19 protein-coding genes are annotated in these 21,558 nt (G+C 53.9%); 8 read left to right on the forward strand and 11 right to left on the reverse strand.

Translation table 11 applies throughout. The features are described 5' to 3' along the window. Positions 1-24: 24 nt before the first annotated feature. Positions 25-690 (reverse strand): glutathione S-transferase family protein, encoded by a 666-nt coding sequence (locus QJQ48_RS15775; protein WP_346292201.1) that lies wholly within the window; start codon positions 688-690, stop codon positions 25-27. Between the two features lie 11 nt (positions 691-701). Continuing rightward, entirely contained in the window at positions 702-3,440 is a 2,739-nt protein-coding gene (gene topA / locus QJQ48_RS15780) for a type I DNA topoisomerase (protein WP_346292202.1), read from the reverse strand. Between the two features lie 634 nt (positions 3,441-4,074). On the opposite strand from topA, the gene QJQ48_RS15785 reads away from it, so the two are divergent. Both QJQ48_RS15785 and QJQ48_RS15790 read left to right on the forward strand, forming a co-directional pair. Then, positions 4,075-5,649, forward strand: coding sequence for an NAD(P)H-quinone oxidoreductase subunit N (locus tag QJQ48_RS15785; RefSeq protein WP_428843055.1), 1,575 nt, complete (start codon positions 4,075-4,077; stop codon positions 5,647-5,649). Positions 5,650-5,700: 51 nt separating this feature from the next. Further along, on the forward strand, positions 5,701-7,053 hold the full coding sequence (locus tag QJQ48_RS15790; protein WP_346292203.1) for a cobyrinic acid a,c-diamide synthase CobB: 1,353 nt from the start codon (positions 5,701-5,703) through the stop codon (positions 7,051-7,053). 4 nt (positions 7,054-7,057) lie between these two features. Here QJQ48_RS15790 and QJQ48_RS15795 read toward each other — a convergent pair whose 3' ends face one another. Together QJQ48_RS15795 and QJQ48_RS15800 are read right to left on the reverse strand one after the other, a co-directional pair. Then, positions 7,058-7,654, reverse strand: coding sequence for a Crp/Fnr family transcriptional regulator (locus QJQ48_RS15795; protein WP_346292204.1), 597 nt, complete (start codon positions 7,652-7,654; stop codon positions 7,058-7,060). 143 nt (positions 7,655-7,797) lie between these two features. Next, on the reverse strand, positions 7,798-10,785 hold the full coding sequence (locus QJQ48_RS15800; protein WP_346292205.1) for a HEAT repeat domain-containing protein: 2,988 nt from the start codon (positions 10,783-10,785) through the stop codon (positions 7,798-7,800). Positions 10,786-10,999: 214 nt separating this feature from the next. Here QJQ48_RS15800 and ilvN point away from each other — a divergent pair, with 214 nt between their 5' ends. Further along, positions 11,000-11,527, forward strand: coding sequence for an acetolactate synthase small subunit (ilvN, locus tag QJQ48_RS15805; protein ID WP_346292206.1), 528 nt, complete (start codon positions 11,000-11,002; stop codon positions 11,525-11,527). 150 nt (positions 11,528-11,677) lie between these two features. On the opposite strand, the gene QJQ48_RS15810 is transcribed toward ilvN, so the two are convergent. Next, on the reverse strand, positions 11,678-12,541 hold the full coding sequence (locus tag QJQ48_RS15810; RefSeq protein ID WP_346292207.1) for a methyltransferase domain-containing protein: 864 nt from the start codon (positions 12,539-12,541) through the stop codon (positions 11,678-11,680). Positions 12,542-12,673: 132 nt separating this feature from the next. On the opposite strand from QJQ48_RS15810, the gene QJQ48_RS15815 reads away from it, so the two are divergent. Next, positions 12,674-14,008, forward strand: coding sequence for a TrkH family potassium uptake protein (locus QJQ48_RS15815; protein ID WP_346292208.1), 1,335 nt, complete (start codon positions 12,674-12,676; stop codon positions 14,006-14,008). 63 nt (positions 14,009-14,071) lie between these two features. On the opposite strand, the gene QJQ48_RS15820 is transcribed toward QJQ48_RS15815, so the two are convergent. Further along, a complete protein-coding gene (locus QJQ48_RS15820) occupies positions 14,072-16,141 on the reverse strand; it encodes a S8 family serine peptidase (protein ID WP_346292209.1) in 2,070 nt (689 codons plus the stop codon). A gap of 300 nt (positions 16,142-16,441) precedes the next feature. Here QJQ48_RS15820 and QJQ48_RS15825 point away from each other — a divergent pair, with 300 nt between their 5' ends. From QJQ48_RS15825 to grxD, 3 genes are all read left to right on the forward strand, one after another. After that, positions 16,442-16,984, forward strand: coding sequence for a hypothetical protein (locus QJQ48_RS15825; protein WP_346292210.1), 543 nt, complete (start codon positions 16,442-16,444; stop codon positions 16,982-16,984). A 103-nt stretch (positions 16,985-17,087) separates the two neighbouring features. After that, positions 17,088-17,339 (forward strand): BolA family protein, encoded by a 252-nt coding sequence (locus tag QJQ48_RS15830; protein ID WP_346292211.1) that lies wholly within the window; start codon positions 17,088-17,090, stop codon positions 17,337-17,339. Positions 17,340-17,376: 37 nt separating this feature from the next. Next, complete coding sequence (gene grxD / locus QJQ48_RS15835; protein WP_346292212.1) at positions 17,377-17,700, forward strand: Grx4 family monothiol glutaredoxin; 324 nt, start codon at positions 17,377-17,379, stop codon at positions 17,698-17,700. A gap of 137 nt (positions 17,701-17,837) precedes the next feature. Here grxD and QJQ48_RS15840 read toward each other — a convergent pair whose 3' ends face one another. Continuing rightward, entirely contained in the window at positions 17,838-18,083 is a 246-nt protein-coding gene (locus QJQ48_RS15840; protein WP_346292213.1) for a DUF6761 family protein, read from the reverse strand. A 309-nt stretch (positions 18,084-18,392) separates the two neighbouring features. On the opposite strand from QJQ48_RS15840, the gene QJQ48_RS15845 reads away from it, so the two are divergent. Continuing rightward, positions 18,393-19,157, forward strand: coding sequence for a response regulator transcription factor (locus tag QJQ48_RS15845; protein ID WP_346292286.1), 765 nt, complete (start codon positions 18,393-18,395; stop codon positions 19,155-19,157). A gap of 2 nt (positions 19,158-19,159) precedes the next feature. Here QJQ48_RS15845 and QJQ48_RS15850 read toward each other — a convergent pair whose 3' ends face one another. From QJQ48_RS15850 to QJQ48_RS15865, 4 genes are all read right to left on the reverse strand, one after another. Next, complete coding sequence (locus tag QJQ48_RS15850; RefSeq protein WP_346292214.1) at positions 19,160-19,897, reverse strand: cell division ATP-binding protein FtsE; 738 nt, start codon at positions 19,895-19,897, stop codon at positions 19,160-19,162. A gap of 12 nt (positions 19,898-19,909) precedes the next feature. Then, positions 19,910-20,452 (reverse strand): hypothetical protein, encoded by a 543-nt coding sequence (locus QJQ48_RS15855; RefSeq protein WP_346292287.1) that lies wholly within the window; start codon positions 20,450-20,452, stop codon positions 19,910-19,912. Between the two features lie 86 nt (positions 20,453-20,538). After that, complete coding sequence (locus tag QJQ48_RS15860) at positions 20,539-20,976, reverse strand: DUF4079 domain-containing protein (RefSeq protein WP_346292215.1); 438 nt, start codon at positions 20,974-20,976, stop codon at positions 20,539-20,541. Between the two features lie 77 nt (positions 20,977-21,053). After that, on the reverse strand, positions 21,054-21,392 hold the full coding sequence (locus QJQ48_RS15865; RefSeq protein WP_346292216.1) for a DUF1830 domain-containing protein: 339 nt from the start codon (positions 21,390-21,392) through the stop codon (positions 21,054-21,056). Between the last annotated feature and the right edge of the window lie 166 nt (positions 21,393-21,558).

Consider the following 21,558-nt stretch of genomic DNA (forward strand, 5'->3'; position numbering starts at 1 on the left):
TTAGGTAGGGTAGCCCTGTCTGCCCTACGAGTTCTGCCGCTGATCCATTAGCTGCCGCATTCGATCGCGAAAGGCTGCTAAAGCTTCAGCGGTAGGCTGCGTTTTTTGCCAAGCCGGACGCTGCATCAGGCGATCGCGCCAGCGCGCCAGCTTGGGGTAGTTTGTCAGCGATACCTCCAAGTCCGGAAACCAGGCAGCAACTGTGCCCGCTACAATGTCGGCCAAACTGAGATGATCAGCGCCAAAAAATTCATCCTCTCCCAGGGTTTGTTCCCAGAACTGCAGCACCACCTCAGCCTGCTGCATTGACTGAGCGATCGCTTCAGCATCCGGCTCACCAAACCCCATCATCTTGCGAATGAGCGGCGTCATCGCCGGCAGCAGCTCATTCAGCGTCACCATCTGCACCATGCGCACGCGGGCGATCGCTTGGGGAGCACAGGGCATCAGCGGCGGCGATGAATACATCGCTTCCAAGTAGTCTAGAATCGCAAAGGATTCAATCACCGTGAAGTCATTGTCCACCAGTACCGGAATGTGGTGAAACGGGTTCAGCGCTAGAAAATCGGCCTGAAACTGCTCACCGCCTAAATCAACTTCAACGAGATCAAACGTCAGTCCTTTCTCCAGCAGCGCCACCCATACCCGGCGGGAGTTGATAGAGAGCGGCGTGTGGTAAAGCGTCAGCATAAATCTGCTCCCTAAGAAGCTTTTTTCTCTTCCGATGAAGTATCGTCGGTCGCTTTCTTGCGGGTGGTTCGTTTCTTAGCGGTAGTACCCGTTGTTTTCTTGGTGGTAGATTTCTTGGTCGTGGTTTTGCGCGTGGACTTTTTAGCCGCTGACTTGGTAGAAGACTTAGCCGTAGATTTCGTGGACTTGCGGCCCGACTTTTTCTTGGTGGCCTGTTTCGCCTCTAGCAGCTCTAGGGCCAACTCTAGGGTGATATCGTCTGGCTTTTTACCCTCTGGTAAGGAGGCATTGGTTTTGCCATGCTTGACGTAAAAACCATAGGGACCGTCATAAATATTGACTGGCTGCTCGTCCTCCGGATGATTGCCCAACTGCTTTAGCGGTTCGGCGGCCTTGCGCCGACCGCGCCGACTCTTCGGCTCGGCCAAAATTGCTAAGGCTCGCTCTAGGGTGATTTCGAGCACGCTATCGTCTTTTTTGAGCGATCGATAGTCTTTGCCCTCTTTCCCCTGATCGTGAACAATATAGGGGCCGTAGGGACCAATGCTGGCTTTGATCTTAGCGCCGGTTTCAGGATGGGTGCCCAGTAGGCGAGGTAGGGATAGCAGTCCTACCGCCATCTCCAGGGTAACGGCATCCATCGGCGTTCCCTTCGGCACAGAAGCCCGCTTGGGTTTAGGATTTTCTTCTGTCTTTTCCCCCATCTGCACGTAGGGGCCGTAGGTTCCAATCAGGATGTAAATAGGCTCTCCTGTCTCCGGGTGCAGTCCAATTTTGTCAGGGCCTTCGGTCTTCTGCTTCAGCAGGGTTTCCACCTGATCGGCATCCAAGTCAGCCGGCGTCACATCCTGTGGAATTGACGCTTTTACCTGTCCGTCATCGCTTTCCGCTTCCAAATAGGGGCCATAGCGACCGATGCGCACTTTTGCCGCTAGGTTCTCTAAATCGATAGTTCTAGCCGTGTCAGGATCAATTTGACTTTGGCGCTGCTGTACCTGCTGCTCTAAGCCCTCATCTCCCAGATAAAACTGGTTGAGATAGGGCAGCCACTCTGCATCCCCTACGGAAATTTCGTCTAGGGTGCGCTCCATTCGCGCCGTAAAGCTGAGGTCTACCAGGTCGGGAAAATGCTTTTCCAGCAGATCTGTCACCGCAAACGCCGTGAACGTCGGAATCAGACTGTTGCTAGTGAGCTGAGCATAGCCGCGATCGACAATGGTGCCAATGATGCTGGCGTAAGTGCTGGGCCGACCGATGCCCTCGCTCTCCAAAGTTTTCACTAAGGATGCCTCAGTGAAGCGGGCAGGTGGTTGGGTTTCGTGGCCGATGGCTTCGAGGCTGTGGCATTCTGGCCCATCCCCTACCTTTAGATTGGGTAGGGTCACTTCCTGATCCTCGATCGCTGCGTCGGGGTCGTCTGAACCTTCTACATAGGCGCGGAAAAATCCTGGAAAGTCAATTCGCTTGCCGCTGGCTCTAAAATTGGCGTCTTCAACCTCAATCTGCACCGTGATATGAGTCTGACGGGCTTCCGCCATCTGAGTGGCGACTGTCCGCTTCCAGATCAGGTCGTATAAGGCCCGCTCTTTATCGCGCAGTCCCGTTTCTTGGGGGGTACGGAAGGTGCTGCCGGCCGGACGAATCGCTTCGTGAGCTTCCTGAGCATTTTTGCTCTTGTTGGCATACTGACGGGGTTTGGGGCTGAGGTAGTTCTGGCCGTAGCGAGTTTCCACGCAGCTTCGCGCTGCCGCGATCGCCTGCTGCGACAAATGCACCGAGTCCGTCCGCATGTAGGTGATGTAGCCCTTTTCGTAAAGGCTTTGAGCCACTCGCATAGTTTCACGAGCCGACATGCGCAGCTTGCGGTTAGATTCCTGCTGCAGCGTTGAGGTGGTGAAAGGGGGCGAAGGCTTGCGGTTAGAAGGCCGCTCGTCAATATTGGTAACCGTCCAGGCTCCGGCCTCTAGCCGCGTCTGTAAAGCTCTGGCCTGTTCCTCGTTTAGCAGAACAACATTGCGCCCTGCGGCAATTTGGCCCGTATTCTCATCAAAGTCGCTGCCATTGGCTAAGCGGGTACCTGCCAAAGAATACAGCTTCGCCTCAAAATCACTTTTGTCGTGCTGCAGCGTGGCCTTGAGATCCCAGTAGGAACCTTTGCGGAAAGCCCGTCGCTCCCGCTCGCGAGTCACCAGCAGCCTAACGGCAACCGATTGAACCCGTCCGGCTGAAAGACCCCAGGCAATTTTTTCCCATAGCAGCGGTGACAGGGTGTAGCCTACTAGTCGGTCTAGAATTCGCCGCGTTTCCTGTGCCCGCACTAGCTGATCGTTGATATCGCGGCAGTTCTCTAACGCTGCCTGGATGGCCTCTTCCGTAATCTCGTGAAAGACCATACGCTTGGTAGGCACTTTAGGCTTTAAAAGCTGCAGTAAGTGCCAGCTAATGCTCTCTCCCTCGCGATCTTCGTCAGTCGCCAAGACCAGCTCATCAGCCTGCTTCAGGGCGTCTTTGAGAGACTTGACAACTTTCTTTTTGTCTTTAGGAACAACGTAGAGAGGTTCAAACTGAGCTTCCGTATTAACGCCCAGCTGGGCCCATTTCTCCCCTTTAACGGCAGGGGGGATTTCGCTAGCTGACTTCGGCAGATCGCGAACGTGCCCCATCGACGCTTCGACGCGGTATCCAGAAGGCAAATAGTTACGGATGGTCTTCGCCTTGGTGGGCGACTCAACAATGACGAGAGTTGACATAGGGCTGTAAACGTCTCAGGCCGTTAAAACTTCTTTTAATATAGATAGAAAAATCTATCTGCTGTCGGAATAGAGGGTTTGAGGAAACCAGGCTGACTTTGTAGACGCTAACGACAGGTCACATCCAAACCGCCTTTGCCGCAATATTCCCAAATCTATACTGCGATAACTTGCAGGTTAAAAACAAATTAAACATTTTTTAAGCCCTGTAAAGTAAGCGATCGCCTGTTGGGTTTACGGACTGGTCATAGACGACAGTGAGTTTTGAGATCGGTTATGGCTTCACGATCGAAAACCATGATTCCGCAAAAACGGCTTCGTCTATATGAGTTAGCGTCCAAACGTGAGCTAGCCGTCCCCTCCTATTTAATAGGCTTATATCGAAAGTGACGAGTTCGTCTAGGCGGGTTGCCGAACTTCCCGGTCTGAGGCCGGCGATGAAAGGGACAGAAATATTGCACTGCTTAGTTATGCTGCTTAGTTGTAGAGATGTTACATTGCTAAGGGAGTTGAGCGATCGCCCATAGGGCCGTCTTTGTTTCCAGTTTGGAAAATGGCTGTGCGGCTTTACCCAGGGCGAGGCAATTTTACCTGTAATAGCTCCCTAAGCTGACTGTTCGAGGTATTTAGGCTAATGGATGTGACCAATCTTGCCGCGCAGCTCAATGCCGGTACGATTCTGCCGGAGGGGATCGTCATCGTCACCCTGCTGGTAGTCTTATTGGGCGACTTGATTGTTGGACGCTCCTCGTCTCGATGGACGCCGTATATCGCGATCACAGGACTGGTAGCGGCTGTAGCAGCGCTGGTCTTTCAGTGGGACGTTGCCAATCCGATTGCATTTTTAGGCGGATTTAATGGCGACGCCCTGAGCGTTATTTTTCGCGGCATCATTGTGCTATCGGCCATGATTACCGTACCGATGTCAATTCGGTATGTGGAGCAGTCAGGCACTTCTCTGGCAGAATTTTTGGTTATTTTGCTCACGGCTACCCTAGGCGGTATGTTCCTTTCAGGGGCCGACGAGCTGGTAATGATTTTCGTTTCTCTAGAAACCCTGAGCATCTCTTCTTATCTGCTGACGGGGTACATGAAGCGCGATCCGCGCTCAAATGAGGCCGCCCTCAAGTACTTGCTGATTGGCGCGGCCAGCTCGGCTATTTTCCTCTACGGCGTTTCCTTGCTGTTTGGCCTTTCCGGTGGTCAAACTCGCTTGACGGCAATCGCCACTAATATTCTGGCAGATGGATCTGACGCTCCGATTGGCCTCGTCGTGGCCCTGGTGTTTGTCATTGCCGGTATTGCCTTCAAGATTGCAGCCGTGCCTTTCCACCAGTGGACACCTGACGTTTACGAAGGTTCACCCACACCGGTAGTGGCCTTTCTGTCGGTTGGCTCTAAGGCGGCTGGCTTTGCTTTGGCAATTAGACTGCTGGTGACGGCCTTCCCGCTAGTTTCTGAGCAGTGGCATTTTGTCTTTACCGCCCTGGCTATCCTCAGCATGGTTTTGGGCAATGTCGTGGCTTTGGCCCAAACCAGCATGAAGCGAATGCTGGCCTACTCGTCCATTGCCCAAGCAGGCTTCGTGATGATTGGCCTGATCATCGGCACCCAGGCGGGCTATGCCAGCATGGTGTTCTACCTGCTAATTTATCTGTTCATGAACCTGGGCGGTTTCACCTGCGTGATTCTCTTCTCGCTGCGCACTGGTACCGACCAGATCAGCGAATACAGCGGCCTCTACCAGAAAGATCCGCTGCTGACCTTTGGCCTGAGCGTCTGTTTACTTTCTCTGGGCGGCATTCCGCCAATGGCGGGCTTCTTCGGCAAGCTCTATATTTTCTGGGCGGGCTGGCAGGCAGGAGCCTACGGTTTAGTCCTCATTGGCCTGATTACCAGCGTTATTTCGATTTACTACTACATCCGCGTCATCAAAATGATGGTGGTCAAAGAGCCTCATGAGATGTCCGATGCCGTCAAGAACTATCCGGAAGTACGCTGGACGCTGCCGGGAATGCGGCCTCTGCAAATCAGCCTAATTCTGGCGGTGGTCGCCACCTCCTTGGCCGGTATTTTGTCTAATCCGCTGTTTACCCTGGCTAACAACTCGATTGCCCGGACACCCATTTTGCAGTCAACCACCGCTGCCCATACAGAAACAGCTCCTATCGCAGTCGATATTTCCGGCGGCTCTAAGACAGCCTTATAGTCTCTGTAGCAGGGTTGGAAAAGCCATGAAATCCAGCCGCCTAGGCCAGCTATGGGGCTAATTGTGGCTGGAGAGCGTAGTGGTGTCGGCAAGACAACGGTAACGCTGGCGCTGCTGGCGGCGTTGGCGGCTGAGGTGCAGCCTTTTAAGGTGGGGCCAGACTATATTGATCCCATGTTTCATCAGGCGGTTGCCGGACGCCCCTGCTATAACCTAGATCCGGTTTTAACCTCAGCAGCTTATATCCAGCAGTGCTATCAGCGCTATAGTCAATCGGTTCCCTACGCCCTGATTGAGGGCGTCATGGGCCTATTTGATGGAGCGGGCGGCTATCAGGACTGGGGCAGTACCGCTGACGTGGCCCGGACGCTGCAGCTTCCTGTCTTGTTGGTGATTGATGCCAGTCGTCTGTCCCATTCCGTCGCCGCAATCATTCACGGCTATCGCACCTTCGATTCACTGCTGCAGTTTGCCGGAGTGGTGTTGAACCGAGTCGGCAGCGATCGCCACCTAGATTTACTCAAAGCCGCGATCGCCCCTTTGAATCTGCCTATTCTAGGCGTACTCCGACGGCATCAGGGCATTGAGCTGCCTAGCCGTCACCTGGGTTTAGTGCCGACAGCCGAGCTGCCGGGTTTTCGCCAAACCCTTGAGCAGCTAGCGATGCTGGGCAAAACCTGCTTTGACTGGTCGCGTCTACGGCCCTTACTGCGATCGCCCGTGACTTCGACCGTTGCGCCCCTACTTTCACAAGAATTTCAGCCTGTTCCCGTGCGAATTGCCGTAGCCCGCGATCGCGCCTTCAGCTTTTACTATGCCGAAAATTTGCAGCTACTTGAGGCGCTGGGGGCTGAGCTAGCTGTCTGGAGTCCGCTGGCAGATGCCACCCTACCCCCAGACATTCAAGGACTGTACTTAGGCGGCGGTTTTCCAGAAATGTTTGCGGCTGAGCTGGCCGCAAACCGTTCAGCTTTAGCCAGCGTCAAAGCCGCCTTAGCTCAAGGTCTCCCTACCTACGCTGAATGTGGCGGGCTGATGTATTTGGCCCAGCAGCTACAGGACTTTGAGCAGCAATGCTGGCCGCTAGTGGGCAGCTTACCTATAACCGCCAAGATGTCGCCGCGACTAACCCTAGGCTATCGTCGCGCTACGGTCTGTCGAGATACCCCCTTAGTGGCGGCAGGTACGAAACTTTGGGGCCACGAGTTTCACCGCTCAGTCATAGAGCCTGCGGCTCCATCGCCTATTTATCAAATGCAGGGGCATGGCCGAGCGGCTCCCATCACTGAAGGCTGGCAGCAGCGGCAAATTCACGCCTCTTACCTGCACCTGCACTGGGGCAGTAATTCCCACCTTCCCTACCGTTTCTTACAGACCTGCCAGCAGGTTGCTCTCACCCGCTAGCGGGCTAATAGGGCAAGTTGCCGTTGAAGTAGCTCACACCCGGCTGATAAACCTCTTCTGCAGTGGCTACAGAAAGGCCGTTTTTAGAGCCTGGATGTGAGAGCTGCAGATCGGTTTGCTCCAGCAAAGGCGGCGTATAGTCACTGGCCGCTTGATAGCGGCTGAGATCTTGTTTCTTATCGTTAAGTTCTTTGTTAAGTTCCCGGATGCGCCGGGACAGCATCCGAATGATATTGACAGCAATACCAGGGGTTTCGTCAACGGCTTCGTAAAGCTGCTGCTGAGTCAGTATCAGGCACTCACAGGGTTCTAGCGTCGTCACTGAGGCTGAGCGCGGTTCAGCATCAAACAGAGACATTTCGCCGAAACAGGTGCCTTGATCGAGCTGAGCCAGCTCCTGCTGTTTGAGATGAACGCTGACGCGACCGGAAACCACAATGTAGAGCGATCGCCCCTCTTGGCCTTCCGTAAAAATGGTGTAGTTGGTTGGAAAAGACAGCTCATCCATGATGGAGGCTAGCCGAACCAAAAAGTCATCCCGCAGCTCTTTGAAGATGGGGACGCCACGTACGAATAGGAGACGATCGACGCTGGTTAACATGGAGAGAAAATGGACGCAAGGCCCGGACAATTTTCAGGACTGACTGACGCAGACCGCTAAGCGGGCCATCTGTTAACTTTAGCTTTCCCGCCTGCAGCTAGGCGGTCAACGAATGGCGTAGCCAAGATGATCTCAGTCTCGGCTCATTCATAAACCGATCGCTTGTTAAAGTCAAGCGATTGAGTCCGAGACATGAGCTGTTTCACCTGAGCGGCTACCAGGGGATTGCGATCGCTCTGCATTTGCGGCAACACGTCCACTAGGGCCGCAGGTGATGCCATTGCCAAATAAGATAAAGCCGCTTCCCGGATGAATCCGGTGTGATGTCGCAGTCCAGCTAGCGTTTGCGCCGTGGTAAAGCTCCACTGCTGCTGCCGCGCTAGGTGAAAACAGCAGGCAAAGGCCCAGTCAGACAGGAAATGTCGCAGATCCATAAGATAGCGCAGGCGCTGACGGGCTAGCAGGGGCTGGTATGACACTAGGCCGGAGAGGCTAAGCAGCTTCTCTTGATGCGAGCGGCGATCGAGCACGCTCAGAACCGCTCGCTTGCTGGGAATATCCAGGGTGTTGTCTAAAATCTCTAAGCCTCTAGCCCGGCTGGCGGGTGAACCCTGCAGGCTGACCTGAGCGGCCTGAATGGTTCCTGACGGATAGAGAAAGCGCATAAGCATAAAGAGGCGCTCTTTGGAATCCACCAGCATGTCCTGCAGGGCATTGCGAAACAGTTCAGCTTCGCGGCCCCGCACCCTAGCTGAGGAAATATCAATCAGTGCAGCATAGATTTGTCCCATGAAAATCAGCTCCTGATTGAGCAAGCGCTCAATGCCAGGTCGGCCTAGCCGATCTAAAACAACATCGATTCCCTTAGATCGCTTTAATCCAGTTTCCTGCGAAAGCCTCAATAGAATCCGCAACAGGGCACGGCGAGCATTGCCCCAGGTTGTCTCCAAACGAGAAACCAGGATATCTAAGGCTTCCACTGTGCCAATCTTGCCGATGACCTGCCAGGCTTGGTGACGGAGGGTGTCAGACTGGTGATAGTCTTCTGCTAGGTGCTTGAGCAGGGGCAGCGCCTCATTGCCCAGGCGCGCTAAAGCATTGACTGCGGCCTCCCGCGTAGATTTATAGGTCAATCCCTTTAGCAAAGACGGATAATATTCTTCTAGGCGCGTGGCCGCGATCGCCTCCAGCAAAGCCCGTCGCACCCGCAGAGACTCATCCTGGAGCAGGCTGGGAATGTATAGCCGCAGCGCCTGCATATAGTCTGCTTCTCCCAAGGCCCGGCACCCCATAACTCGCTCCCGTTCGCGGGGATGAGTGAGCATTTGCCGCAGGGCGTTGGTCGCTTCGGCCTTTTGGCGGGGATCGCCTCGGCGTAGCATCAGGGACGCCGCTGTGCCGCGCACGACCGGATCAATTTCGGGCTTGAGGTAGCGTTTGAGGGCGTTAATATCCGGATCGGCTTCCGTAATCCAGATGTAGCGCAGCGCTAAGGCTAAGATCTCCGGTCGCTGGGTCGTCTCAGTCAGTAGGCGCACGGGGGGCAAACAGTCGAGGCTGGGATACTCTAGCATTGCCTCTAAGCTCTGCTTTTGCAGGCTGGCGGAAAGGTCTGGTAGCAGAGGGGCCAGCACCTCACTGACGCCGCTGGGATCGATATAGCTCAGCAGTTCAATGCAGGAGCGCTTGTCGGCTTCGCGGCCAGGCTGTTCTAGCTGATCAATAAAGGCGCGTTTCAGCACCCGCAGGTTGGCATCTGAAAAGCTCAGTAGCCCTCGCTCCGCGCTCAGTACTAGCAGGTTTAAGTAGCGCGATCGCAGCAGAAAAATAGCGCCTAGCCAGACCCCTGCCGCAATCAGCACCTCCAGCAAAAAGACTCGGCTTTGAAATGCAAGGCTTTCGTAGCCCAGGGCACGGCAAACCGCGATTGTCAGCAAGATGCACAGCCCTGTCCCCCCCATAGAGAGGGGTTCCGCAATGCCGCCAATGAACGATTGCAGTCGGCCCCGGCTGCTGTCTGGAATTGGCTGAAACAGGATGGGGCGGGTGCTAGCGACTAGGGTATAGCGCAGCCACTCATCCATGAACTTGAGCAGTACCAGCCCCACCAGCAAGCTAGAGGCTCCCAGCAGCGTCGGCCAGCTCAAAATCAGCGAGAGGCTCCCCAGCGCTAAAATCACCAGCGGCAGCAGCATCGTAACGGCGAAAACCCCGACTCGCTCTATTAAACGGCTAGAGGTAAACCACTGGGTCAGCAGTTCCATCAGGCCCAGCACACCGCTGAAGATGCCCAAGAAAGTGGCGATCGCTTGGGCGTCCAAAGCCGCATCTAGCTGCAGTAAGTACTGAAACTCAACTAAATACATCACCCCCTGCGCCAGAGCAAAAAAGCTAAACAGCAAAATGACATACTGGCGGGTTGATCCTTTGAGGCGGCGGGCGGCATGGTTAGAGCTGCTATCTTCGGTGCGCCGGAGGGAATCGGGAAAGGCGTGTTCGTAGCGATTGCTGATGTAGAACAAAATGCCACCGCCGATTAGCATGGTGAGACAGGCTAAAACAATGACATTTTGCAGTCCCAATAGCTGCAGCAGCAGATAGATAGAAAATCCGCTCAGCACATCCGCCACCAGATTGCCGCTGCTGATAATTGGATAGGAGCGCTTGATCTCGCGGATATTGAATAGCTGATTGGCTATCACCGCCACGTTGAGATCGTTGAGGCCATAAATAGCTTCTACCCAGAGCCGCATCATAAACACGGTAATGGCCGCTAGGGCGGGTAGGGACATTCCTAGCCAAAACAGCGGCAGCGGCAGCGCCATCAGCACAGCAATCAGGACTACCACCCAGCGCAGCGGCAAGAGGCGCTGCAGCCAAGAGTAAACAAAACTAAGACCAAAACCGACACCAGCGCTAAAAATATAGATCCAGGGCAGAGACTGGGCCCCATATGCTCCCAGGAACAGCGCCGCCGAGCTAACTTCTAGCCACAAAATACCCATCGAGGTCGCTGTATAAAAGGCGAACATTAGCAGGGTGCGCCGTCCCTCCCCGGAACGCAGATTAAAAACCTGCAGCAGTTTTTGCTTGGAAATCAGTTGCGGGGTGGAAAAGCGTGTTGCAGTCATGGGGCAGAGGGCTGTGATTAGCGGGTAGGCTCTAGCGTGGAAAAATTTGAGGCGATCGCCGCTGTAACTATGGGGCGTCAGACAATCGCTTAAGAGTTAACAAGATGACTTCAGCGAGCTAAAATCGAGAATCTAACTATTTTTTGGCTTGCCGCTATGGGCAGCCAAAAAGATCAGGTTTTTATCATACTGCCCATCTCACAACTGCTTAGCCATGAAGCATACTCTCTCCGTTCTGGTTGAAGATGAAGCGGGTGTTCTCAGCCGCATCGCCGGGCTGTTCGCCCGTCGCGGCTTTAATATTGAAAGTCTTGCAGTCGGCCCGGCTGAGCAGGTGGGCATCTCGCGGATCACGATGGTGGTGCCGGGAGACGATCGGGCGATCGAGCAGCTTACCAAGCAGCTCTACAAGCTGATCAACGTCCTCAAAGTGCAGGACGTTACCGAGGTACCCTGCGTGGAGCGAGAACTCATGCTGCTGAAGGTCAACGCCACGGGCACTACCCGCTCCGAAGTGGTAGGTCTAGCCCAAATTTTTAGAGCGCGGGTAGTGGATGTCTCTGAAGATTCTTTGACCCTAGAGGTGGTGGGTGATCCGGGGAAGCTGGTGGCAATTGTTCAGGTGCTGACCCGCTTCGGCATACGAGAAATTGCCCGCACTGGAAAAATTGCCCTCACCCGCGAGTCCGGCGTCAATACAGAGTATCTCAAGTCGCTGGAGAGCAAACTGGGCACCGCTTAAAAATGCGCTGTCTCAACGCATGAAGAAGCTTTAAGAAACATATTTATCGGGGTGAGCAGGCAATTTGTTCCCCTCAACTAGGTGATTTGAAGCTAACGGCGGCCAGGGTTCTAGTAGTGGGACGGAGCTAAGCCTTCTTGCCAAATTTAATTACTTGGTGGCGCAGAGCAGACCGTAGCGCAGTAGCCCTTTTTTATAGCCCTGACTCATGAGTCTTAGCGCAAAGGCTCCTTGAATAGCAGGCCAGCCAGCCTGAACTAGGCCGCTAACCGCCTCTAGGTTCAGAGCCGAAAACATCACTTCGTCCCAGAAAGGAGCTACCGCAGTTGACCAGTCGGCAGTAGTAATATTCTGAAAGCCAATATCCTGGGCGATCGCCTCATATTCTGGCAGCGAGATCACGTAGGGTAAATGATAGACCTGGTAAATATCTTCTAAATGCTTCTGCTCATCGGCGGTCAGAGCGCCCGCCAGGGAGTCTGTAGGGCGGTGGCACCAGGTTGCCAGCAAAAATTTGCCTCCCGGCTGCAAAAGCTGAAAGCATTCTTGCAAAAACTGGCGTTTATCGGGCATATGCTCGCCGCTTTCCATCGACCAGATAAAGTCAAACTGATTATCCTCAAAAGGCGTATTGAGGGCATCAGCCACCTGAAAAGAGGCGCTAGGAGCTGAACCGGCAGCCTCTAAGCCAGCCGCGATCGCTCGCTGAGTCCCCCGCTCGGCCTGGATTGGACTTAGGGTGATGCCAATTGCCTTAGCATTAAACTTTTCTGCCAGATAGAGGGTGCTGCCACCAATGCCGCAGCCCACGTCGAGAATATGGCTGGCCTGAGAGATTTCTCCCCAGTCTAAAAGTCGCTCAATCAGCTCAATTTGAGCCTGCCGCCGCTCCTTGCGGTGGGTGCCTGTTGTGCCATAGTAGCCATGATGCATATGCTCTCCCCAAACCTGCTCCCAGAGAGCAGAGGAGGTGTCATAAAACTGCTGAATCTGTTGGTGAAGGCTAGAAGTCATGGCGTTGGGATGAGATGTTGGCGAAATTGACACAAATCTAGTCGGTGATATCGAAATCCATGAAAAGATGGGTGTCTAGTCGTATAAACGCAACGACTATAATTTTTATCTTCCTTTCTTACGCTCACCGAGATGACCGTCTCTAGAACGATTTGTTCAGGCTTTCTGGCTCTAATTGTCGTTGGTACTTTACTCTTGCTGCTGCCTTTTTCAACCAGCAGCGGCGAGTGGAACAGTCCGCTAGTCGCTTTTTTTACCGCAACGTCGGCAGTGTGCGTGACGGGTTTAATTGTAGTGGATACAGGTAGCTACTTTTCCCCCATAGGCCAGGCAATTGTGCTGCTGCTGATTCAGGTGGGCGGTTTGGGGTACATGACAGCAACAACTTTCTTACTGCTGCTGTTGGGGCGGCGTTTAGGTCTGCGCGATCGCCTCGCGATTCAGCAGTCTATGGACAAAACAGAGCTCTCTGGAGCCAAATCGCTGATTGTCTCAATTATCTCGATGACCCTGATCTTTGAAATTTCTGGGGCTTTGCTGCTCATGCCCCGGTTTATAGACGACTTTGATCAGGGCTTTGGACTTTGGCTAGCCGTTTTTCACAGCGTCAGCGCTTTTAACAATGCCGGATTTAGCCTGTTTTCTGACAGCCTCGTCGGCTATGCTCAGTCCCCCATGGTCAACACCGTCGTGACGCTGTTGGTCATTCTGGGCGGCATCGGCTACCGGGTGATTATGGAAGCCTTTATGTGGCTGCGCGATCGCTGTGAGGGTTGTCAGGAGCGGGGCGTTTTTTCGCTACAGTTCAAAATTGTCACCAGCACTACCGTAACGCTGCTAATTGTGGGAACGGTAGCCCTGTTTTTCACTGAGTTTGATAACCCAGAGACTCTGAGGGCCTTAGGACTTGGGGAAAAGCTGACAGCGGCGTGGTTTCAGTCAGTGGTAACGCGCACGGCTGGCTTCAACAGCGTCGATATTGGCGCCATGGAAAATGTATCACTGTTCATTATCATCGCCCTGATGTTTATCGGTGCCAGTCCTGGCAGCACCGGCGGCGGCATTAAGACGACAACGGCTCGAATTTTGTTTGTCTGTACCCGCACTGTGCTGCAGGGCAAAGAAGAAGTCACCTGCTACCAGCGGGAAATTCCCCCTTCACGGGTATTAAAAGCGATCAGCGTTGTGGTTGGCTCCGCCTTCACCGTTATTTCCGTCACGACTCTCATTGCCCTCACTGATCCCAGCTTTTCCTTCATTGATATTTTGTTTGAAGCCGTTTCCGCCTTTGCCACAGTGGGGCTTTCTACCGGCATTACAGCGGATCTGTCCGCCGCCGCTAAGCTGGTTATTATCGTCACGATGTATGTAGGACGCGTCGGTGTCTTGCTGGCGATGGCGGCGCTGCTGGGCGATCCCAGCCCTTCTTCCATTCACTATCCGGAAGAGGATTTGCTCGTAGGCTAGTATCCACCGGGGTTGATCCGCTTCCCGGCTAGTGTCCACTGTTTAAACTCATCTCTTGCTGGCTTAGGACTGGGCTGTGCCCAGAATTAGCTCCCAGAAATCGAGCTGGCCGGTATTAAGGGGAGAGTGATCGATAATTTGCAGCTGCCACTGGCCGGTGATCGCCTGATAGAGCAGATGAGACAGGCTAGGCGTGGTGGCTAGGGTATAGGTTTGGCTGAGCTGACGGCGGCGACCTAAAGTGCGCCCCTGGAGCAAAACGGCTGTCCTGGCTGGGGAAATCAGGGTCACGCTGAGATCGCCTAAAAACTCATGGTTAAGGCTGAGACGCACCTGAATATCTTGCACAAGACCGCGATCGCGGATATCAATTTGGCTGGTCACTCCCTGAGGCTGGTCATCAGGAATAGTCAGGGGTACCGTATTGCTTTGCCGCAGGGTTTGCTGCAGGCGGCGCGACGGATGCAGGCGGCGCTTGGCTTCCTGAACAGCTCTGGCCGCATTGACCTTGCCGTAGCCAAACCAGAAGGAGTGGCCTTTGTCGTCATAAGTGCCGTACTTGAGGCCCAGCTGTGGATCAGTGGCGGTATCAACAATCTTGTCCGCCGTTTCCTGCAGAATACGGCGCACCTCGTAGGCGCTCAGATAGGGATTGACCGACAGCACCAGCGCCGCCACGCCCGCTACCACTGGGCAAGCGCTGGAGGTACCGCCAAAGTTATTGGTGTAGGCGTCAGTAGAATAGCCTGCCGCATCGCTGCGATCGCTCGTGACCATCCCGCGACCTGGCAGAGAGATCTGAATTTCCGGCCCGGTAGAAATGGTGCCCAAGCGCGGCAGGGCCATGCTGGGCGGTGCGTTGTTGCTGGGGGCGGCGATCGCAATGTGCTGGCCCCAGTTGCTGTAGGCGGCTTTGCGGTTGAGGCTAGTAGAGGCGGCTACTGAGATCACGTCTGGATGTACTGAAAACCCGCTGAGCCAGGTTGTAATGCCTTTTACCGCATTTTTAGGCCAGCCTTTTTCATTCAGACTGCCGCTAACAGGTCGATTGGCATTACCTGCCGAAAAAATCACCACGCAGCCCTTGCCGTTGCGGCCCTGGGTAGCCGCTTTGGTAATAGCGTTGCGCTGCCGCAGTGACAGGGGAAAGTAAACCGCCGCTGGCGACCAGCTAGAGGAAATGACGGCAGCTCCCTGGGTAATGGCCCAGTTAAACAGTTGCTCAATCGACTCGTCGTCGAGAAAACCCGTGGTTTGAATCGGCATGAAGGCGCAGTCCGGCGCGACTCCTACCACGCCGACACCATTTTCTTCTGCGATCGCCAGTCCGGCCACAGCCGTACCGTGATTCTCGTTATCGGTCGTCGGCGTGGGCAGCGTATCCCACTGCTTGAGATCCTGGGGCGCGACCAGCTTGCCCTGTCCCTGAAAATCGGGATGATCGACGTCAAAGCCATCATCTGAAACCGCTACTACCACTGAGCGGCTGCCCCGACTGATCTCCCAAGCCTGCTCTGCTGAAATATGAGAGTTGGCCGCTAAGCTCTGACCGCTGCCGCTGTGAAACAGATGCCACTGACGCTCGTACAGCGGATCTTGAGGTCGATAGAGCAGTTCAGTGGGGATGATGATATTGGGCTCAGCCAATAAAACCTGAGACTGTTCGGCCAGTCGGTTAGCGATCTTCACTGGATTTTCGCTAGCGGCCTGGGTGACGACAAATACAAAGGTGTTGGCAATGCCGTCTACGACCTGCCGCTGTTGCAGACCAAAAGCAGTGGCCGTAGCCGCGATCGCTGCAACACTGGCCTCAGGCGTAAACTGAACGGTGATTTCCTGAGCCAGATAAACCAGGGTTTGAGGACTGGCCAGCAGCCGATAGACGTGGCTAGCAAACCCAACAGCAGGCGATCGCCGCACCGCAGTCATGGCTGACTCTAGCTGGCGCGGTGGCACCTGCCATTCCAGCAGGCGACCAGAGGCAACCGGGCGGAGAGACTGGGGCTGGAGCTGAGTCTGTAGGCTGGTTAGCTCAACCGCTTCTATGGGTGAGGTCGTGAAGCGATCCTCCAGCTTGACTAGCAGCAGCTCCTCGCCACCGCGCTGCAGGACTAAATCAACCTGCCTAGACATGTCTGCTCAAAGTATTCTAGGGAACTCAGTAGTTTATCCGTGAGTCTACAGAGATCTGCAGGACTCCGGTTGCATCAGGTCTGCTACACTCGACCGATTGGAGATAAAGTTCAATTCGTTCAGCAAACATGTTTGAATGAACTAATGTCCTCTGACTAAACCGGGATCAACGAGGTATTGACAAGAATCTCTTTCTGTTTTCTGATGATTGACCATCAGCTTATCTAAAGAGCAGACCTGTCTTGCTGCACTGAAACATAAGGTTACGTAATGACGAACCCCATTAGGCTTTACCCCCGCATGTTGATCAATAAACTGAGTTTCTGGGCTGTTCTCACCTTGGCGATCGCGCTACCGGCCCAAGCCCAAAATAATGCCGCTAACCCCGCCGAAGGCAACCCCCAAGTGACTGAAGTGCTGCCCCAGTCCAGCATTTTGCTCAGCATTGAGTCCAGCGAGCGGCTGATGCAGGAAGCAGAAGCGGCGATCGCTGTCCAAGACTACGGCACCGCTATTTCTAAGCTGCAGGAAGTGCGGCAGCTTCTGGGTCAGCTTTCCGGCTTCTACCGCGATTTGTCCGAGCTGTTTACCGGCATTGACAATCGCATTAGCGACAGTCACCGGGAAAAGGCGCTGGCCACTGCTCAAATGCGGGATGAAGCGACTTTTCAGCTTGCGCTCGTTCATAGAGCTCAGAACCAGCCGGAACTAGCGGTACCGCTGCTAGTTGAGATTGTCCGCAGCCAGCAGCCGACCCGTAATTTGGGCCAGCGAGCCTACCAGCAGCTTTTTGAGCTTGGCTTTGTAGACGCCCCCTACCCCAGAAATCAGGCCAGCGAGTAATCCGGTCAGGGATGCTCTATTCGGGTAGCAAGTTCGCTAAACTAGTCGGGTGAAGGCCGACGCTATTTGCTTTTACGTATTTTTTAGTTGAGAAGGAGCAGTCATGATCAGCCCCGATCAGGTTGAATCAATGATTCAAACAGGACTACCTGACGCTCAGGTACAGGTGCAAGACCTGACAGGCGGCGGCGACCACTATCAGGTCACCGTTGTTTCTACCGCATTTGAGGGTCGCAGCCTAATTCAGCAGCATCAGCTAGTCTACGGTGCCCTACAGCAGGCGATGTCTTCTGAAGCAATCCATGCTCTTTCCCTGAAAACCTATACGCCTGAAGCCTGGACAGCGGCCAGTTAAAAGCCCGTTTCGCCTTTGATATACCCCGATAGATACCATGACTCCAGAACTCAAAACTAAAATTGACAACATCGTGCAGCAGCATCCCATCGTTGTCTTCATGAAAGGCTCCAAGCTGATGCCTCAGTGCGGTTTTTCTAACAACGTCGTGCAGATTCTCAATATGCTAGGCGCTCCCTACGAAACAGTTGATGTCTTAGAAGACTACGAGATTCGCCAGGGCATCAAAGAGTACTCTAACTGGCCGACTATTCCTCAGGTTTATGTCAATGGTGAGTTTTTAGGCGGCTCTGACATCATGATTGAGCTTTATCAGAGCGGCAAGCTGCAGGAAGTCGTTGAAGTGGCGATCGCTTCCTAAGCACTGTCTGTCTGGCTACCGGCAACCAGATACACCAATTAAAAACGGGTGAAGCGCGATTATAGCTTCCACCCGTTTTTGTCTATTGTCTATATTCACGCGTTCAGCAAGAAATACCTACAAGTTCATGGCCGCCGCTAGTAATAGTCCGGCTCAGACTCAGGCACCGCAAAGTTGGACGTGTCGTTCATGAAGCGGATCACATCTTCCTCCAAACGATGCACTAAGTAGGGGTCTAGGGCATCGGCGTGGCGCAAGGCGGCTAGGTAACCATCCACAAACAGACGCAGCTCGTCTCGGTTCCGATAGCCTCGATTCCACTGTTCGACTAGGGCATCGGTTATGCGTTGATAGTAGCGAATTGCGCGGGCGTCTTGAAGCATGGTGAGCGGGAGGGCGACTCTAACGGAGCAGGTCAAAATTGAAACCGGGATCTTAAAGATTACGAATTGCTACTAAGTAAGTAGACCTCTTAATAAAGGCGGTTCGATCCTTTAAGAGTATTTCTTTGTATGTGTAATTATTATCATTTTATCAGCTAGGCCAGAAAGTCCGTCTGCGTATCTAGACGGATTTATTCCCTTGAGCCGAACGACTGGGTGCGGCGTAACGGCAGTTACAAAATCATGACAACCGCTTTGATAGGCTAGGTGCCAGATACGATAGCTGTTTTACGGAACCAATTAGGACTGGTGGGTTCAATTTGTATTCAAGTTGTCGAAGGAAATCCTCATCTGCGATCGCTGCTAGGCTGGCACCTCCAGCAGGCTGGCTACTGGGTAGTGCAGTCAGCAGACATCGCTAGGGGACGGGATGCTTTTCAGAACCGCTGTCCGGATTTGGTGATTTTGGATTCAGAACTCCCGGATGGCGATGGCATAGAGCTGTGTCGCTGGATGCAGCAGCAGGGACAAGTTCTAATCTTAATGCTATCGGCTCGAACAACAGAGGCCGATATTGTTACAGGACTCAAAGCCGGAGCCGATGATTATCTCTCTAAGCCCTTTGGGATGCGAGAATTTCTAGCCCGTGTGGAAGCACTGACGCGGCGCAGTCAAAAAGCGATCGCCCCGGCCTCTCTCAGCTATGGCGAACTGCATATTGACTTGGTACAGCGACGTGTGCGCTACAAGGAAGCGTTCATTGACTTAACCCCGCAGGAGTTTAGCCTGCTCTACGTGCTGACCCAGGCCGCTGGCTCCCCTCTAAGCCGCTCAGACTTGCTCAAGCGAGCCTGGCCGGACGCGATTGATAATCCGCGCACCGTTGATACCCACGTGCTATCGCTGCGTAAAAAAATTGAGGCCGATCCGCGTCAGCCCAATATCATTCAAACCGTTCGCAATGTGGGCTATCGCTTTAACGTTGAGCGCATTAGCAAGGAGCAGCCTAGCCGTAATAGTTCAACAGTCAGCCCTTCGCCCCCACCCGTCATGTCAGTGGCGCATCAGCGTTAGGCTCACTGCCATTCATCTTCTTCCTGCTGCTGAGCCTGCACAATAGCCTGGCGGAGTTGGGGCCAGTCTATGGCCGCATGGGGCAGGTCTTGCACAATTTTTCCCTGTTCTAGATGCAGAATACGGCTGCAGACAGGCTGCAGCAAATCGAGCTGGTGATTGGCGATCAAAATGGTTGTCTGCTGCTGGGCCAGTCTCTGGAGTAGGTTCATCAGCCGCATACCGTTGCCAGCGTCTAGGGCCGATGTCGGTTCATCGAGCAGCAGTATTTTCGGCTCTGTGACTAAAGCACGGGCGATCGCCACTCGCTGCCGCTGCCCTACCGATAGCTCTAGCTCGCTGCGTGATAGCCAGTCTGACGGGATTTGCAGACGCTCCAGCCAGGTTTGGATACGGCTTTCGGCCTGCGATCGCGCCAGATGGCGCAGCCGCAGCGGATACCACAGGGTTTCTTCTACGGTCATATCCAGCAGCTTGGGCTCTTGCGCCACCAGCATGATCTGCTGTCGCAGCGCAATTACGGGAAGCTGTCGCAGGTCTTGACCCTCCCAAAAAATCCGCCCCTGGCTCGGATCGCTAAGGCGATTGATCAGACGGAGCAGAGAGGTTTTACCTGCCCCAGAAGGCCCAACTAAGCCCACTAGCTCCCCCGCTTCGACGCTGAAGCTGAGATCTTGCAAAATCTCAGCCTGACCGACGGTGGCCTGCAGACTAACCTGTTCAAACCTAAGCTGAGCCATATACGGGTTGCTCTAACTGAGGGCGATCGCCGTTGAAACGGTCCAGGCATCCGTCAGCAGCAGCAAAACTGTCAGACTTAGCAGAATAAAATACATCCACGGCTGCGATAGAGGCCGCACATCGCGGGTATCAATCTCGGTTTTGGCGGCTACCTGCCGTACCAGTCGTCCAAAGCCAGCTACGCGCATCGGCAACAAATAAGCTTCTTCCGCCTGGCTGACAAAGTAGTAAACAATACCCCCCTGCCCGGTAGAGCGAGGCTTTAGCGCCCTGATTTGATCCCAGTTGAGCTGCCAGCCTTTGCGCCAAAATAATCTTACCCAGGCAGGATAGGTTACCTGAATCCCGGATTCACTGGTAATCACCTGTTCACTCAGAACGCCGTAGAGCACAACACCGCCCAGCACAATACCAGCGGCTAAAGCGCTGGCTGGCACCGGAGCCGCTGTGGCTTCAGCTAAAAAGGGCAGCGGCATCATTAGCGCCAGATAAAAGGCCAGCAGCGTAATCCGAATTAATGGCGAAATATGAAAAATATCTCCCTCTGCCGGTATCGCGGTTGAGGTGGGAGTAGGGGTATTAACTTCTGTGGAAGGCTGCACGGCGTTTACTTTGAAATCAATAGCTCATTGCCTTTATTCTACGGCAAATATTTTTGCACTACCTGCCAGCCGCTCAGGGTCACCAGCGCCAGTGCTCCGAACAGCATAATATTGGTGCCCACGTGCAAGAACCGCACCCAGGGCCGCTGCGGGCTAATGAAAATAGCGCTGCCAGCAGAAATAAGCACCAGCGCCACCACGTCCAGTCCTGCCGGGAGATGAACCGAATGGCCTAAGCTGCCGTATTCCCCCAGCGTGCCTACAATGCCAATGGCCAACAGCAGCAGCACCAGCGCCACCATAACGCCGCCGACAATATAGTGGAGTGGGCGCAGCCAGCCGGGACGCGATCGCCGCGTCTGACGCGCTAACGAGATCCAGCCGCCACTAACAGCCAAAATAAAATAGGCCGACAGAGTAAACCCCATCGACCAGGCTGCAATACGCCAAAGCCAGATAAAAGAGGGTAAGTCCAATGTGTATGCAGAATTAAGTGCGGAAAACTATTTCCTAGCGTACACGACGAACCCAATCCCAGTGGCTTCCATTTAGCCTATTCAGCAGACACAGCGGCTAGACCTGCTGGCACAGCTTCTCGATCGGCTGCAGGAGGCGCGGGTTCCGACGGAGGTTGAGGATCATCAACCAGCAGACGGGTGCAGGGGATCGTATCTGAGAGAATAGCGCTTGCCATCATACCCGTATGAATTTCCAGTTGGGCAGTGGCAAAGGCTTCAAAAATGAGCCGCTGTCCTGGAAAAACCACCCGCTCAAAATACCAGTTAGGGACGTTGGTAATCCGAGCAATCTGGATCTTGCTCGTTGCGTTTACATAACAACACAGAAGTTTATCGTTGCTTTCGGGTGGCAGGGGATCAAGAATTTGTGCCATAGAGTTACCTGGGACTTAGCTGCTCGCATCACTACTGCAATTAGGTTAACACTCAGCGATCCCAGCGGGTTGTAAAGGCGACTACCAACCCGGCCTTTTGCTTAATTTTTTGAGAAAAGAGTTGACTCTATTTAATATTTCTTTTGGCGAGGTAAGTAGTGAGGCA

It is taken from the genome of Sphaerothrix gracilis Ecp01 (assembly GCF_030405905.1).
Classification (GTDB): domain Bacteria; phylum Cyanobacteriota; class Cyanobacteriia; order Phormidesmidales; family Phormidesmidaceae; genus Sphaerothrix; species Sphaerothrix gracilis.